The organism is Parazoarcus sp. PS-13 R2A (genome assembly GCF_057621855.1).
In genome coordinates this window covers 104,890-119,198 of the sequence record NZ_JBYEXN010000001.1, presented here as the reverse complement: position 1 = coordinate 119,198, position 14,309 = coordinate 104,890, and the positions used below count along the sequence as shown (strand labels likewise).

Genomic DNA, 14,309 nt, shown 5'->3' with positions numbered 1-14,309 from the left:
GCATTAGTTCGGGCCGATTGTAACAAAGGTTAAGCGGCCAGCAAACCCATTTTGCATATTCGCAGGCGTGCGTCTGCCGGTTGTATGCAGCGGCAGAATCAGGCGCTGCGGCGGGCGGTCAGCGCTTGAGTGGTGGCAGGGGCGGCGGGAGGCGTCGGCGCGGTGGCGGAAAGCCGCGATAGAACGGATCGGCGAAGGGATAGCCAAAGGGACGCACGCCCCAGGGGGCGAATACGCCGTACTCGGGTGGATACACATAGGACTGGCTGGTGCGCAACACCTTGCCATCCATGAAATGCACATTGAACAGCGTGGCGATGCCCGGGCCGTAGTTGCGGATGTTCCAGTCCCAGACGGTTTCGCCCGACAGCGGGAAGGTCTGCTCCGAGCGATGCTGACCGAGCAGGCGCGAGACCTCGTCCGGACTCATGCCCTTGCGCACACGCGCCAGGTTGTCGTCGCTCAGCGCATCCCATTGGCGCAACACGATGCCGCCCGGGTCCACCTGAATCATCAAACAACTGTGCCCATAGGGCTGAGTGGCGTATTCCAGCGTGGTTGTGGTGTCGTCGTTCTGCCACCGCCTGCTCGGCTCGCCGCGCGCCGCCAGCGCCTCTGCCTCGGTCGTGAACGGACGTGGCGGCTCGAACGCCGCGCAGCCCGCCAGAAACACCATGCCGACCAGCAGCAGGGCACGAACCGCTTTGCGCACGATGGAGGACAGCCCGGAGTCCATGGCGTCAGCGCTTGGGTTTGGAATAGCGGCCGGTCTCGACGACCCGGCCTTCGTTATTGAAGGAAACGGTGAAATAGGCCGCTTCATTGACGGTGGTGCTGCGCTCCATGAGCCACTCCCAGACGGTATGCTGTTTCAGCTGGAAGAACTGGCTGGATGCCGGCCTGCCCAGCAACCGTCGAACGTCGTCGCCAGTCATGCCACGCTCGATGCGGGCAAAGGTCTGCTCGTTGATGCGCTGATCGATCTCACGCAGGATGCTGTCAGTGCCGATGGTGATCATGTAGCACTCCGCCCCTTCCGGCTGACGCGAGTACTCCCAGGTCACCGAACCATCGTCGTTATGCCACTCCTGCTGCGGCGGGCCAAAGCGCTCGCGCACCTCTGCCGCGGTGGACACACCGGGCTTGAGCTCGCGCACGTTCAGATAGTCACAGGCGGTAATACCGAGACTTGCCAGCAGCGCACACAGCATCGACAAAAAGCGCTTCATCCGTTCTCCCCGATCGTGCCCCAATTTTGGGCATGGGCTAGAATCACTGTTCCCGGTGTGTTTTGCAACGCCCGGACAGTGTCGATTTGCAACACTTCGGAGAATACCAATATGAAGCATACCCTTCTCGTCCTCGCGCTGGCCGGCCTCGGCATGGGTGCCGCGCAAGCACAGACAGTGGTCAAGATCGGTCACGCCGGGCCGCTGACCGGTCCGATCGCTCACATCGGCAAGGATGGCGAGTTTGGTGCGCGCCTTGCCGTGGAAGATGCCAACGCCAAGGGCGTCATGATTGGCGGCAAGAAGGTCACGTTCGAACTGGTCAGCGAAGACGACCAGGCCGATCCCCGTACCGCCACCACCGTCGCGCAACGCCTGACGGACAATGACGTCAAGGGCGTGGTCGGCCATGTCACCTCCGGCGCCTCGATTCCGGCTTCCCGCGTCTATGAGCAGGCCGGTGTACCGGTGATCACGCCTTCATCGACCAGCCCCAAGCTGACTCAGCAAGGCTACAAGGTCACCTTCCGCGTCATCGCCAATGACCTGCAGCAGGGCGCCGCAATGGCCCGCTACGCATCCGAGATCCTCAAGGCGAAGAAGGTCGCGATCATCGATGACCGCACCGCCTATGGTCAGGGCCTGGCCGACGCATTCACCGAAAGCCTCAAGAAATACGGCATCGAGGTGGTCGGGCGCGAGTTCACCACGGACAAGTCCACCGACTTCATGGCCATTCTTACCAAGATCAAGGGCAAGACGCCGGACGCCGTGTTCTATGGCGGCATGGACGCCCAGGGCGCACCGATGCTGCGCCAGATGCGCCAGCTCGGCATCGAAGCCAAGTACCTCGGTGGTGACGGTGTGTGCACCAGCGAGATGCTCAAGCTCGCCGGCGATGCCATGGCCGACAACGTGTATTGCAGCCAGGCCGGTATTCCGCTGGAGCAGATGCCCGGTGGCGCCGACTTCCTGAAGCGCTTCAAGGCCCGCTTCAACACCGACGTTCAGCTTTACGCGCCGTACAGCTACGACGCGGCGATGGCCATGATCGAAGCCATGAAGACGGCCGGTTCGAGCGACCCCGCAAAGTACCTGCCCGCACTGCAAAAGACCGCATTCAAGGGTGTAACCGGCGACATCGCCTTCGACAAGAACGGCGACATCAAGGACGGCGGTGTCAGCATGTACCGCTTCCAGGCCGGGAAGTGGGAAGCGCTCAAGTAAGCAGGTGAAACCCGGCGCACCTTTCCGGTGCGTCGGGCGCACATGACGGAGACACAACGGGGCGCACAGGCGTCCCGTTGTGTCTCCGTCACCCATATATCTTCAAAGTGCAGACATCACTCCAGCGCGGCATGAGGGTTATCCACAATATGGCATGAATTGTGCGACGCACCAGCACCAGATCGGCTTCGCTACGCCCCATAACCACGCTAAACAGCCATTCGCCATCGGTCATCCTGACTTATGAACCGCCAGAAACCCGGCAATGCTGCAGCGCAAGACGCAAAATGCATCAACAGGGCAACAGCGCAAAGACGCCAGATGCGTATTTTTGTGCAGAATACGCACAGCCTGGGGCTGCCAAAGGTAATACCAGTCGTTTCCGCTACCCTTGGCAGTGCAGGTACGGCGTCGCACGCAAGCCCCGAGATGAGACCCGGAGCGCAGCACACCGATCGGACAATGTCTCGTAAACCATTGCTTTCGCTGGAGGATCAAGAATGAAGAAGACCATCGTTGCACTCGCGGTAATGGGCCTCGGCATCACGGGCGCCCACGCCCAGGAAATGGTTGTGAAACTCGGCAGCGTCGCACCGCTGACCGGCACCATTTCCCACCTCGGCAAGGACAACGAAAACGGCGCCCGTCTGGCGGTTGAAGACGCCAACGCCAAGGGCATCACGATCGGTGGCAAGAAGGTCAAGTTCGAGCTCATCGGCGAAGACGACCAGGCCGACCCGCGCACCGGCACCACGGTTGCACAGCGCCTGGTCGATGCCGGCGTGAAGGGCGTCGTGGGTCACCTGAACTCGGGCACCACGATTCCGGCCTCGCGCATTTACGACCAGGGCGGCATCCCGATGATTTCGCCGTCTGCGACCAACCCCAAGCTCACCCAGCAAGGCTACAAGGGCATCTTCCGCACCATCGCCAACGATGTGCAGCAGGGCTCGGCGCTGGGCAAGTTCATGGTCGGCCCCCTGGGCGCGAAGAAAATCGCGATCATCGATGACCGCACCGCTTATGGTCAGGGTCTGGCCGACGAAACCGAGAAGGCAGCGAAAGCCGGCGGCGCCCAGATCGTTGCGCGCGAGTTCACCACCGACAAAGCCACCGACTTCAATGCCATCCTGACCAAGATCCGTGCCACCAACCCGGACGTGATCTTCTTCGGCGGCATGGATGCGCAGGGCGGCCCGATGCTGCGCCAGCTCAAGCAGCTCGGCGTAACGGCCAAGTTCGTCACCGGCGACGGTGGCTGCAGCCCGGAGATGATCAAGCTTGCGGGTGAGGCCATCGGCAGCTCGGCCTATTGCTCGATGGCGGGCCTGCCGCTCGACAAGATGCCTGGCGGCGCCGAGTTCCGCGATCGCTTCAAGAAGCGCTTCGGCGCCGATGTGCAGATCTACTCGCCGTATGCCTACGATGCGGCCACTGCCATGATCACGGCCATGCAGAAGGCCGATTCGGTCGAGCCGAGCAAGTACCTGCCCGCGCTCAAGGCCTCGTCTGTTCCGGGCGTAACCGGCAATGTCGCGTTCGACGAGAAGGGCGACATCAAGGAAGGCGCCATCACCCTGTATCAGTTCAAGGACGGCAACTGGGTCGCGATGTAATCCCGTTCCGGGGGCGAAAGCCCCCGGTTTTCGAGGTGTAAGGCCTGCAGAGCCGCGCTGCCAGCGTTCACAGCCGCCCCGGCCTTTCAGCCCTTACCCCTTCTCTTGTCTCACCCTTCCAAAAGACCACGATGGAAACTCTCATCCAGCAAGTTCTGAATGGCCTGGTGATCGGAAGCGTCTACGCACTGATCGCGCTTGGCTACACGATGGTTTACGGCATTCTCGGCCTGATCAACTTTGCCCACGGCGATGTGCTCATGGTTGGCGCCCTGACCGCCCTGCAGACCATGATGTTCCTGATGGGCGTAGCCCCGGGCATGTCTCCGATCACGATGCTGACGATCTCGCTGATGGTGGCGATACCGGTGTGCATGATGATCGGCTACGCCATGGAACGTCTGGCCTATCGACGATTGCGCAACGCCCCCCGCCTGGCACCGCTGATCACCGCCATCGGCATGTCCTTCCTGCTGCAGACCCTGGCCATGATCATCTGGGGCCGCAACTACCACACCTTCCCGCAGCTGATCTCGACCACCCCGATGCAGCCCATCGAAGGCGTGTTTGTGACCCCGGTGCAGATCTTCATCATCATCTCGTCGGCGCTGATCATGATCGGCCTCAGCCTGCTGGTGAATAAAACCCGCATCGGCCGCGCCATGCGCGCCACCGCGGAGAACCACCGCGTCGCCAGCCTGATGGGTGTCGACACCAACACCGTGATCGCGTTCACCTTCGTCATCGGTGCCGCACTGGCCGCAGTGGCCGGCGTGATGTTCGCCAGCAACTACGGCATTGCCCACTACGGCATGGGCTTCATGCCCGGCCTGAAAGCCTTTACCGCAGCTGTGCTCGGCGGCATCGGCAACCTCGGCGGCGCCATGCTCGGCGGCATTGTGCTGGGGCTGGTCGAGTCGCTCGGCGCGGGCTACATCGAGCACCTGACCTTCGGCTTCCTCAACTCGTCCTACCAGGACATCTTCGCCTTCATCATTCTGGGCCTGGTGCTGATCTTCAAGCCCACCGGCCTGCTCGGCGAACGCGTGTCGGACCGGGCATAAGGGAGGCATGCAAACATGAACGAACTCGTCTCCGCGGTGCCCTGGCTGGGCAAACGCAACCCGATGGCCGCACGCTGGCTCATCATCATCATCGCCATCGCCGCCCCCATCATCGCCATGCAGTTCGGCCGCAGCTGGGTACGCATTCTCGACTTCGCCCTGCTCTACATGATGCTGGCGCTCGGCCTCAACCTGGTGGTGGGTTTTGCCGGCCTGCTCGACCTGGGCTACATCGCGTTCTATGCGGTCGGCGCCTACACCTTTGCCTTCCTCGCCTCGCCGCACTTCGATCTGCACCTGCCGTTCTGGATCGTGCTGCCACTGGGCGCGGCCTTTGCGGGGATGGCGGGCATCATGCTGGGCTTTCCGGTGTTGCGATTACGAGGGGACTATCTCGCCATCGTCACGCTCGGCTTCGGCGAGATCATCCGCATCTTCATGAACAACCTGAACTACCCGATCAACATCACCAACGGGCCGCAAGGCATCAACGGCCTTGATTCGATCAACCTGTTCGGCTGGGATCTGGCCCGCAACCTGCAGGTCACCGAAGACATTTCCATCCACTCGCTCTACCTCTACTACTACTTCTTCCTCGCCTGTGTGGTGGGCTCGATCATCTTTGTCCAGCGCCTGCAGATCTCGCGCGTGGGTCGCGCCTGGGCCGCGATGCGCGATGACGAGCTCGCTGCCAAGGCCATCGGCATCAACACCCGCAACATGAAGCTGCTCGCCTTCTCGCTTGGCGCCACCTTCGGCGGCGTGGCCGGCTGCCTGTTCGGCGCCTTCCAGGGCTTTGTGTCGCCGGAGTCCTTCTCGCTGATGGAATCCATCGCGGTACTGACCATGGTGGTGTTCGGCGGCATGGGCAACATTGCCGGCGCCATCGTCGGCGCCTTCGCGCTTGCCCTGCTGCCCGAGATCCTGCGTGACGTCGCCGTGCCGCTGCAGCAGACGCTGTTCGGCCACGTCCTGCTCGACCCTGAAGTCCTTCGCATGCTGCTGCTTTCCCTTGCCATGATCCTGATGATGCTGCTGCGCCCGTCCGGTCTGATTCCGGCCCGCGCACGTTACGCCCACCCCGAAAACCTGCACCGGGACACCCAATGATTACGCTGCTAGACGCCCGCAATGTGGGCAAGCGCTTTGGCGGTCTGCAGGCGCTCACCGATGTTTCGCTGACCATCCGCAAGGGTGAGGTCTACGGCCTGATCGGCCCCAACGGTGCGGGCAAGACCACCTTCTTCAACGTGCTGACCGGCTCCTACATTCCCGATGGCGGCGAATTCGTGTTCAACGGCAGCGAACTGCCTTCGGGCAAGCCGCACAAGATCGTCGGCCGCGGCATTGCCCGCACCTTTCAGAACATTCGCCTGTTCCGCGATCTCACCGCACTCGAGAACGTCATGGCCGGCCACCACATCCGCACCAAGGCGGGCGTGTGGGGCATCCTGACGCAGAACCGCTTCACCCGCGAGGAAGAGCGCCTCACCACCGAGCGTGCCTACGAGATGCTCAAGTACGTCGGCATTGAGCGCTTTTCGCAAACCGTGTCAAAGAACCTCTCCTACGGCGACCAGCGCCGACTCGAGATTGCCCGCGCCCTGGCCACCGAGCCGCAACTGCTGGCGCTGGACGAACCCGCTGCAGGCATGAACGCCACCGAAACCGCGCAGCTCAAGGTGCTGATCGAGCAGATCCGCCATGACGGGGTCACCGTGATGCTGATCGAACACGACGTGAAGCTGGTGATGGGGCTGTGCGACCGTGTCGCGGTGCTCGACTTCGGACGCAAGATCGCCGAAGACGTGCCTGCCGAAGTACAAAGGAACGAAGCCGTGATCAACGCCTACCTGGGGGGTGGCAAGCATGCAGCATAAGCCCTCCTCACCCCTGCTCCAGCTGAAGAACCTGCAGATTGCCTACGGCGGAATTCACGCGGTAAAAGGCATCGATCTCGAGCTGGCCAAGGGCGAACTGGTGTGCCTGATTGGTGCCAACGGCGCCGGCAAGACCACCACCCTGAACGCAATCGCCGGTCTGCTCCCGCTTGAAGGCGGCGACATCCTGTACAACGACGCGTCAATCAATTCCCTGCCGGCACACAAGCGCCTGCGCCAGGGCATCGCGCTGGTGCCCGAGGGCCGTGGCATCTTCACCCGCCTGACGGTGGAAGAAAACCTGCGCATGGGCGCCTACAGCCGCAAGGACAACGACGGCATCGAGGCCGACCTGGAAAAGGTCTACACCATGCTGCCGCGGGTCAAGGAGCGCCTGGAGCAAGTCGCGGGCACGCTGTCCGGTGGCGAGCAGCAGATGGTGGCCATTGGCCGCGCCCTGCTGTCGCGCCCCAAACTGCTGCTGCTCGACGAACCCTCGATGGGTCTCGCGCCGCTGGTGGTGGAAAAGATTTTCGAAGTCGTGCAGTCGGTCGCCAAGGAAGGCGTCACCATCCTGCTGGTGGAGCAGAACGCCAACCTGGCGCTCGAGTTTTCACAGCGCGGCTACGTGATGGAATCGGGCAAGATCACCCTTACCGGCAGCGGTGACGAACTGCTGGCCGACCCCAAGGTGCGCGCAGCCTATCTCGGCGAAGCCGCCTGACGGACGCAGCGGGACGTGCAGGACGCGTCCCGTTCGCCACCCGCTTCATTCGAACAACCGAATATAATTCTCCGCTAAAGGAGACAGATTCGAATGAAACACCTCAGCCCCAAAGAAGCCTTCGCCCTGCTGCAGGCCGACCCGCAAGCGCTGCTGATCGATGTGCGCAGCGAGATCGAATTCCTCTTCGTCGGTCATCCCGTGGGTGCCATCCATGTCTCGTGGAATGACGGCCCCGACTGGGAGATCAACCCGCACTTCGTCGGCGAGGTCAAGAAGCTTGCCGGACATGGCGGAGAACGCCCGGTCGTGCTGATCTGCCGCAGCGGAAACCGCTCGGAGGCGGCAGGCAACGCGCTGATCGAGGCGGGTTTTTCCAATGTATTCAATGTCAGCCACGGCTTTGAGGGCGAACTCGACGACAGCCATCACCGCAACGCGGTAAACGGCTGGCGTTTCGACGGCCTGCCCTGGCAGCAGTGCTGAGGGGGACGCGCCCCCTCCTTGCAGCGCGCAGGCTTCAGCGCTTGCGCCGAATCACCCCGAGCAGGCCCAGCGCAGTCAGCACCAGCGCGACGCCGCCCGGCTCCGGCACCAGGTTGATGCGGAACAGCGAGGTGGTATCCGAGCCTTCACTCGACACCGCCAGGAAATAGCCGCCATCGCGGCTGAAGGCGACCAGCCCTTCCGGCGCCAGATCGCCCGGACTGACGATGAAGTCGAGAAAGCTGGACTGCAGCGGGTCGGTGATGTCGTAGATCGCAATCACTGCGGTTGCCAGCTTTTCCAGCGTACGTTCAAAGCCGATGAAGGCCAGCATCCGGCCGCCCACATCCATCAGGGCCAGGCCCTCGGGCTCCGGGCCCTTGTTGTCGCTGCGACCATCGTCGAAGATGTCCGGAAAACGCTCGCCGAGCAGCCGCTCGAAATCGTCACCACTGTCGAACACCAGATCACCATTGGCGTCGCGGATCGAGAACGAGCGACTGCCGTATGAGTACAGCGCTTCATGCTCGCCGTTGGCGTTGAGTCCGTCGAACGGCGAGATGGTGAGTCGGCCGAGGTTCTCGTCCTTCTTCAGCTCGGCCGCATCCGGGAAGATGCTGGGGTCGAGCTTCACGCTCTTGTCCTTGATGCGCACCTCCTCGTCACGCGTGTCGCCTTCGTTCGCCGTAACCAGATAGGTCTGCCCGCCCGCGACATAGGTCGCAATGGTGTCGGGCATGTACATCCCCTTGACCGGCACGCTGCGCACGGCGACGCTGCCGTCCTTGTCGGAAGGGTCGATCCCCTGGCCCGGCAGGCTGTAATCCTTGGTGCCGAGGCTCTTGACCTCGGTGAAGGTGTTCGTTGCGAGATCGAGAATGCCCACCGCGTTGGCTTCCTGCAGGCTCACATAGGCCTTGCTGCCATCGGGCGAAACCGCGATGTATTCGGGCTCGAGATCGACGGCGGCCGTCTTGCCGGGAAACAGCCGCACGCTGTCGCTGCCAGCCACACCCGCGAAGCCCGCAGTGGCGACGACCGTGCGGCTGCTCATGTCGATGACGCTCACGCTGCCGGCCGGATCTGTCGAGCTCGGATCCGTCATCACCGCGCGCTCGCCTTCGTTGGCGACAAGCAGACGCGAACCGTCAGGCGTGAAGGTCACCATGTCGGGCAGCGCGCCGACCTGGATACGCTCGGCCGCGGCAAAGGTGTTGCTGTTGAAGAGCTGCACAACGCCGGGCTGGGTGTGATCCGGTGCGGCAATTGCGACCGCAGCCACGCCATTTCTGATCGCGACGCTATTGACGTCGCCCAGCGCGGACAGGTCGATGTGGCGAATCAGCGCGCCAGTGCGGGCATTGAGTACATCGACGCCAGCCACACCCGCCACCCACAAGGTATCGTTGAGCGGGTCGTAGGCAGGAATCTCGGCTTTCTGCCCTGCGGCATTGCCAGCCGCATGATCGTAGGACCAGACCTTTTCCCACAGTACCGCCGGCGCAGCCAGCGCGGGCATGGACACGAGGCCGGCGCACAGCAGCGCGGCACGAATTGTTGTACGCATTCGAATCTCCCTGTCGTTTCTGTCACCGCACTCGCAGTCAGCCTGCGAGTATCGTCACGGCGTATTACAGGGAGATAACAGTCACACCGGCAGTACCCGGCGGCGCCAGGTCAGAAAGCCGATCAGGGCCAGCGCCGCGAACATGCACATGCCGGCGGCAAGGGTGACCGGCGACTTCCACAGCAGCGGCCCAATCACCCCTGCGGTGCACGCATTCATGCCCACCTGCACGAAGCTCTGGCAACTGGAGGCCATACCCCGGCGTTGCGGAAAGAGGTCGAGCGCAAGAATGCTCATGCTGGGCATCGCCAGCGCCATGCCCACGCCATAGATCGAAATGGGAAGAACCAGCAGCAGGCGCTGCGCGGGCTCGCTCGCGGCAAGCAGCACGCTGCCCGCAGCCGCACCGAGCATGATGGCGAAACCGACCGCAATCGCGCGCGTGGGAGACCAGTGCCCGGCCACCCGGCCGGACAGGCCGGAACCGAACATCATCCCGGCCACCACGGGCACGAAGAGCCAGGCGAAATCCTGCGGCCCGAGCCCGAGGTGCGTCATCACGAACACCGGCGCCGACAGCACGTAGATGAAGAAACCGTTGAACATCAGCGCCACCGAAAACACCAGCAGCAGGAAGTCAGGGTTGCTCAGTACGCCACGATAGGCGCGCACGAGCGAAGCCGGATGAAGCGGCTGTCGCGCCTCCTCGGACAGGGTCTCGGGCAGGTAGCGCCAGGTCAGCGCACTCAGGGCCACGCCGAAGAAGCCGAGGAAGACGAAGATGGCACGCCAGTCGGCCACCGCGAGCAGGAGACCACCAATCAATGGTGCGATTGCGGGCGCGATGCCAAAGATCATCATCACCCGCGACATCAGCCGCTGTGCCTGCGGGCCTTCGTGAATATCGCGAATCACCGCCCGCCCCACGACCATGCCGGCACCACCGCACAGGCCCTGCACCGCACGTCCCACCCACAGCCATTCGATGCTCGGCGCCACGGCACACAGCATCGACGCGACCGCAAACAGGGCGGTCGCCCAGATCAGCACCCGCCGCCGCCCGAAGCGGTCCGCGAGCGCACCGTGCCACAACACCATGAAGGCAAAGGTCGCCATGTAGGCGGTCAGCGTCTGCTGCACTGCGACCTGCGTCGCGCCGAGCGACGCCTCCATCTGCGGAAACGCCGGAAGGTAGGTGTCGATGGCAAACGGGCCGATCGCGGCAAGCGCGGCCAGTACCCAGGCCAGCCAGGGAGAGCTTGAAGGCATGAAGGTTGTCGTTATTCGATGATCGGCCGATCGCAGGGCCCAGGGCAGGCAGAACGGAACGCCTGCGCAACGCCCTTTCAGCACACGGGGGCACCGTACGGGAAGGCGTCATGATACGCGGGGACTACCCTCTTCGCGCCACTCAGTTCCGCACCATTCCAGTGCATGAATCCCAAAGCTGGTGCGCAGAATCGACCTCATAGAACCAGAACGCCTTCAATGTTCCTTGAGATCGCGCCATATGCAGGTGGCACGGTTCTGGCTTTATTGTTTTTGTGCAGGAGCGGTTCGATTCACCGAACTTCACGCGCCACAATTTGAAATAGATGACTAGGGTTCCGGCCTGCGCGAGCAGGTGTCTGGTCCGAGAGTTATCGACCTCTTTCGAGGTTACACGGCGGGACAAAAGCCCGGGAGAACGAAGCATCTCGTGATGCGCCGCTCCCGCCCGAACCGTTAACCGAACAGGAGGTTTTCATGCGCAAGTCCCGCCTTTTCTCTGCCGCCGCAGCAGCCCTGCTCTCCCTCACGATGGCGGTCTCCGCCCCGGTCCAGGCTGCGCCCAAGAAAGACTTCAAGGTGTGCTGGACCATCTACGCCGGCTGGATGCCATGGGAGTACGCCGCGTCGTCCGGCATCATGGAAAAGTGGGCGAAGAAGTACGACATCAAGGTCGATGTCGTGCAGGTCAATGACTACATCGAGTCGATCAACCAATACACCGCAGGCAGTTTCGACGGCTGCGCCATGACCAACATGGATGCGCTGACGATCCCCGCAGCAGGCGGCGTCGATACCACCGCACTGATCATCGGCGACTTTTCCAACGGCAACGACGGCATCGTCATCAAGGGCAAGGGCAAGACCGTTGCCAGCCTCAAGGGCAAGCCGGTCAACCTGGTCGAACTCTCCGTATCCCATTACCTGCTGGCACGCGCCCTGGAAACGGCGAGCATGAGCGAGCGCGACACCAAGGTGGTCAACACCTCGGACGCCGACCTCGTCGCCGCCTTCGCCACCTCCGGCGTGGATGCCGTCGTCACCTGGAACCCGCTGCTCGCCGAAGTGGCTGCCACGCCGAACGTCACCAAGGTGTTCGACTCAAGCAAGATTCCCGGCGAGATCATCGACCTGATGGTGGTCAACAGCAAGACGCTGGCCGAGAACCCCGCGCTCGGCAAGGCGCTGACCGGCGCCTGGTACGAAGTGATGTCGGTAATGAGCGCCGACACCCCGGCAGGCAAGGCCGCGCGTGAGCACATGGCGGCAGCCTCGGGCACCGACCTCGCAGGTTACGAAGCGCAACTGGCGGCAACCAAGATGTTCTATACCGCACCGGAAGCCGTCGCCTTCGCCACCAGCAAGTCCCTGCCGACCACCATGACCAAGGTTGCACAGTTCAGCTTCAAGCATGGCTTGCTCGGCGAAGGCGCACGCAGCGCAGACGCCATCGGCATGAGTTTCGCCACCGGCACGACCGGCGACGCGAAGAACATGAAACTGCGCTTCGACCCCAGCTTCATGAAGATGGCCGCCGACGGCAAGCTGAACTAAGCACAGCCGACGCCCTGCCTCGCGTTCGCCCACACGGCCACCGCCGTGGGTGCGAACGCCGGCACCCAGCCCTATCCGGAACCCTCAAGATGCGCCTCATCAATCGACGCCCCGGTCGCAGCTGGCGAGTGAGTCTGGCGATCCTGCCATTCGCACTGCTGCTGATCGCCTATCTCGCCGGCTCGGCCACCCGACTGGCGGAGAATCCGCAGGACAAGCTCTTGCCCAGCGTGGTGCAGATGGCCGCCGCAGTGGACCGCATGGCCCTGACCGAAGACGTGCGCACAGGCCGCTACCTGTTGTGGGACGACACCGCTTCCAGCCTCAAGCGCCTGGGCATGGGCCTCGCGATTGCCGCAACGCTCGGGCTCTGCCTCGGCGTGCTGTCGGGCACGCTGCCAATGTTCGGCATCTCGCTGTCACCGCTGCTCACGGTGCTGTCGATGATTCCACCACTGGCCATCCTGCCGGTGCTGTTCATCGTCTTCGGCCTCGATGAGTTCTCCAAGGTCATGCTCATCGTGATCGGCATCACCCCGGTCATTGCCCGCGACATCGAACAGCGCGCCCGCGAGATTCCGGTCGAACTGCTGATCAAGGCGCAGACCCTGGGCGCCAACACCTGGACGCTGATCCTGCGCGTGGTCCTGCCGCAGCTGCTGCCGCGCCTGCTGATCGCACTGCAACTGGTGCTTGGCTCGGCCTGGCTGTTCCTGATTGCGGCCGAAGCCATCGCCTCGACCGATGGTCTGGGCTACCGCATCTTCCTCGTCCGGCGCTACCTGGCCATGGATGTGATCCTGCCCTACGTGGCCTGGATCACGCTGCTCGCCTGGCTGATGGATTTCGGCCTGAAGCGCCTCACCCGCGCCGCCTTCCCCTGGTACGAAGGAGGTCGGGCATGAGCTACATCCAGGTACGCAATCTGTGGCAGACCTACGGCAATCAGGTCGTGCTGGAAAACCTGCGGGTGGACATCGAAGAGGGCGAGTTCTGCGCGCTGGTGGGCGCATCGGGCTGCGGCAAATCGACCTTCCTGCGCATGCTGCTCGGCCAGGAGGCGCCCAGTCGCGGCACGATCCTGCTCGACGGCAAGCCACTGGCCACCGAGCCCGACGCCAGCCGCGGCATCGTGTTCCAGCGCTATTCGGTGCTGCCGCACCTGAGCGTGCTCGACAACGTCGCCCTCGGGCTGGAGCTGCCGCGCGCGCCCTTCCTCGGTCGCCTGTTCGGCCGCGCCAAGGCCGAAGCCCGCGAGCAGGCCGCAACCCTGCTCAAGCGGGTCGGACTGGGCCATTCGCTGGACAAGTATCCGAGCCAGCTTTCCGGCGGCATGCAGCAGCGCCTCGCGATTGCCCAGGCGCTGATCATGAAGCCGCGCATGCTGCTGCTCGACGAGCCCTTCGGCGCGCTCGACCCCGGCATCCGCAAGGACATGCATGCGCTGCTGCTGGAGCTGTGGCAGGAAACCCGGCTCACGGTGCTGATGGTGACCCACGACCTGTCCGAGGGCTTCACGCTGGGCACCCGCCTGCTGGTGTTCGACAAGGTTCGCCACGACCCGCACGAGCCCGGTGCCTACGGCGCCCGCATCACCTACGACATTCCCCTGAATCTCGACCGCCACGCCACCCGCGAGGCCGTCGCCGCGCTGCCGGAGCATGTCACCGGCGCGCTCAAGACTGCATGAAGA

The 14,309-nt window shown here is 63.3% G+C and carries 14 protein-coding genes and 1 riboswitch; of the genes, 10 read left to right on the top strand and 4 right to left on the bottom strand.

The genetic code is table 11. From position 1 onward, the window contains the following. Positions 1 to 118: 118 nt before the first annotated feature. Together AC22G6_RS00550 and bamE are read right to left on the bottom strand one after the other, a co-directional pair. On the bottom strand, positions 119 to 736 hold the full coding sequence (locus AC22G6_RS00550; protein WP_108972371.1) for a hypothetical protein: 618 nt from the start codon (positions 734 to 736) through the stop codon (positions 119 to 121). A 4-nt stretch (positions 737 to 740) separates the two neighbouring features. Continuing rightward, positions 741 to 1,229 carry an outer membrane protein assembly factor BamE domain-containing protein gene (gene bamE, locus AC22G6_RS00545; RefSeq protein WP_108972370.1) on the bottom strand — a complete coding sequence of 163 codons (489 nt, stop codon included), beginning with the start codon at positions 1,227 to 1,229 and terminating at the stop codon, positions 741 to 743. A gap of 111 nt (positions 1,230 to 1,340) precedes the next feature. Between bamE and AC22G6_RS00540 the strand changes: the two genes are divergently transcribed. The 7 genes from AC22G6_RS00540 to AC22G6_RS00510 all read left to right on the top strand — a co-directional run bounded on the left by AC22G6_RS00540 (position 1,341) and on the right by AC22G6_RS00510 (position 8,226). Then, positions 1,341 to 2,456: a branched-chain amino acid ABC transporter substrate-binding protein gene (locus tag AC22G6_RS00540; protein WP_108972369.1), complete on the top strand. Its 1,116-nt coding sequence runs from the start codon at positions 1,341 to 1,343 to the stop codon at positions 2,454 to 2,456. Between the two features lie 500 nt (positions 2,457 to 2,956). Next, positions 2,957 to 4,072, top strand: a complete 1,116-nt coding sequence (locus AC22G6_RS00535; RefSeq protein WP_108972368.1) for a branched-chain amino acid ABC transporter substrate-binding protein — start codon at positions 2,957 to 2,959, stop codon at positions 4,070 to 4,072. Between the two features lie 131 nt (positions 4,073 to 4,203). After that, positions 4,204 to 5,136 (top strand): branched-chain amino acid ABC transporter permease, encoded by a 933-nt coding sequence (locus AC22G6_RS00530; protein WP_108972367.1) that lies wholly within the window; start codon positions 4,204 to 4,206, stop codon positions 5,134 to 5,136. 15 nt (positions 5,137 to 5,151) lie between these two features. Further along, a complete protein-coding gene (locus AC22G6_RS00525; RefSeq protein ID WP_108950447.1) occupies positions 5,152 to 6,246 on the top strand; it encodes an ABC transporter permease subunit in 1,095 nt (364 codons plus the stop codon). Continuing rightward, positions 6,243 to 7,016 carry an ABC transporter ATP-binding protein gene (locus AC22G6_RS00520; RefSeq protein ID WP_108972366.1) on the top strand — a complete coding sequence of 258 codons (774 nt, stop codon included), beginning with the start codon at positions 6,243 to 6,245 and terminating at the stop codon, positions 7,014 to 7,016. Before AC22G6_RS00525 ends, AC22G6_RS00520 begins: the two co-directional genes overlap by 4 nt. Beyond that, the gene (locus tag AC22G6_RS00515; RefSeq protein ID WP_108977068.1) at positions 7,006 to 7,740 is read left to right on the top strand and encodes an ABC transporter ATP-binding protein; all 735 of its coding nucleotides are present in this window, start codon (positions 7,006 to 7,008) and stop codon (positions 7,738 to 7,740) included. Before AC22G6_RS00520 ends, AC22G6_RS00515 begins: the two co-directional genes overlap by 11 nt. 93 nt (positions 7,741 to 7,833) lie before the next feature. Further along, positions 7,834 to 8,226, top strand: a complete 393-nt coding sequence (locus tag AC22G6_RS00510; protein WP_108950445.1) for a rhodanese-like domain-containing protein — start codon at positions 7,834 to 7,836, stop codon at positions 8,224 to 8,226. Positions 8,227 to 8,260: 34 nt separating this feature from the next. Here AC22G6_RS00510 and AC22G6_RS00505 read toward each other — a convergent pair whose 3' ends face one another. Beyond that, complete coding sequence (locus AC22G6_RS00505) at positions 8,261 to 9,793, bottom strand: choice-of-anchor I family protein (protein WP_487365157.1); 1,533 nt, start codon at positions 9,791 to 9,793, stop codon at positions 8,261 to 8,263. Positions 9,794 to 9,874: 81 nt separating this feature from the next. Then, entirely contained in the window at positions 9,875 to 11,062 is a 1,188-nt protein-coding gene (locus AC22G6_RS00500) for a multidrug effflux MFS transporter (RefSeq protein ID WP_487365156.1), read from the bottom strand. Between the two features lie 319 nt (positions 11,063 to 11,381). Continuing rightward, a riboswitch (guanidine-I (ykkC/yxkD leader) is annotated at positions 11,382 to 11,481 on the top strand. Positions 11,482 to 11,539: 58 nt separating this feature from the next. On the opposite strand from AC22G6_RS00500, the gene AC22G6_RS00495 reads away from it, so the two are divergent. The 3 genes from AC22G6_RS00495 to AC22G6_RS00485 all read left to right on the top strand — a co-directional run bounded on the left by AC22G6_RS00495 (position 11,540) and on the right by AC22G6_RS00485 (position 14,306). Next, on the top strand, positions 11,540 to 12,616 hold the full coding sequence (locus tag AC22G6_RS00495) for a putative urea ABC transporter substrate-binding protein (protein ID WP_487365155.1): 1,077 nt from the start codon (positions 11,540 to 11,542) through the stop codon (positions 12,614 to 12,616). A gap of 89 nt (positions 12,617 to 12,705) precedes the next feature. Next, positions 12,706 to 13,521 carry an ABC transporter permease gene (locus AC22G6_RS00490; RefSeq protein ID WP_108950441.1) on the top strand — a complete coding sequence of 272 codons (816 nt, stop codon included), beginning with the start codon at positions 12,706 to 12,708 and terminating at the stop codon, positions 13,519 to 13,521. Next, positions 13,518 to 14,306: an ABC transporter ATP-binding protein gene (locus AC22G6_RS00485; protein ID WP_487365154.1), complete on the top strand. Its 789-nt coding sequence runs from the start codon at positions 13,518 to 13,520 to the stop codon at positions 14,304 to 14,306. The genes AC22G6_RS00490 and AC22G6_RS00485 overlap by 4 nt, the downstream gene beginning before the upstream one ends. Positions 14,307 to 14,309: the final 3 nt, after the last annotated feature.

Coding starts and splice junctions, on each gene's coding strand:
- AC22G6_RS00490 (WP_108950441.1), top strand. CDS start 12,706: ATGCGCCTCATCAATCGACGCCCCGGTCGCAGCTGGCGAGTGAGTCTG.
- AC22G6_RS00500 (WP_487365156.1), bottom strand. CDS start 11,062: ATGCCTTCAAGCTCTCCCTGGCTGGCCTGGGTACTGGCCGCGCTTGCC.
- AC22G6_RS00540 (WP_108972369.1), top strand. CDS start 1,341: ATGAAGCATACCCTTCTCGTCCTCGCGCTGGCCGGCCTCGGCATGGGT.
- AC22G6_RS00505 (WP_487365157.1), bottom strand. CDS start 9,793: ATGCGTACAACAATTCGTGCCGCGCTGCTGTGCGCCGGCCTCGTGTCC.
- AC22G6_RS00485 (WP_487365154.1), top strand. CDS start 13,518: ATGAGCTACATCCAGGTACGCAATCTGTGGCAGACCTACGGCAATCAG.
- bamE (WP_108972370.1), bottom strand. CDS start 1,229: ATGAAGCGCTTTTTGTCGATGCTGTGTGCGCTGCTGGCAAGTCTCGGT.
- AC22G6_RS00550 (WP_108972371.1), bottom strand. CDS start 736: ATGGACTCCGGGCTGTCCTCCATCGTGCGCAAAGCGGTTCGTGCCCTG.
- AC22G6_RS00535 (WP_108972368.1), top strand. CDS start 2,957: ATGAAGAAGACCATCGTTGCACTCGCGGTAATGGGCCTCGGCATCACG.
- AC22G6_RS00525 (WP_108950447.1), top strand. CDS start 5,152: ATGAACGAACTCGTCTCCGCGGTGCCCTGGCTGGGCAAACGCAACCCG.
- AC22G6_RS00495 (WP_487365155.1), top strand. CDS start 11,540: ATGCGCAAGTCCCGCCTTTTCTCTGCCGCCGCAGCAGCCCTGCTCTCC.
- AC22G6_RS00520 (WP_108972366.1), top strand. CDS start 6,243: ATGATTACGCTGCTAGACGCCCGCAATGTGGGCAAGCGCTTTGGCGGT.
- AC22G6_RS00515 (WP_108977068.1), top strand. CDS start 7,006: ATGCAGCATAAGCCCTCCTCACCCCTGCTCCAGCTGAAGAACCTGCAG.
- AC22G6_RS00530 (WP_108972367.1), top strand. CDS start 4,204: ATGGAAACTCTCATCCAGCAAGTTCTGAATGGCCTGGTGATCGGAAGC.
- AC22G6_RS00510 (WP_108950445.1), top strand. CDS start 7,834: ATGAAACACCTCAGCCCCAAAGAAGCCTTCGCCCTGCTGCAGGCCGAC.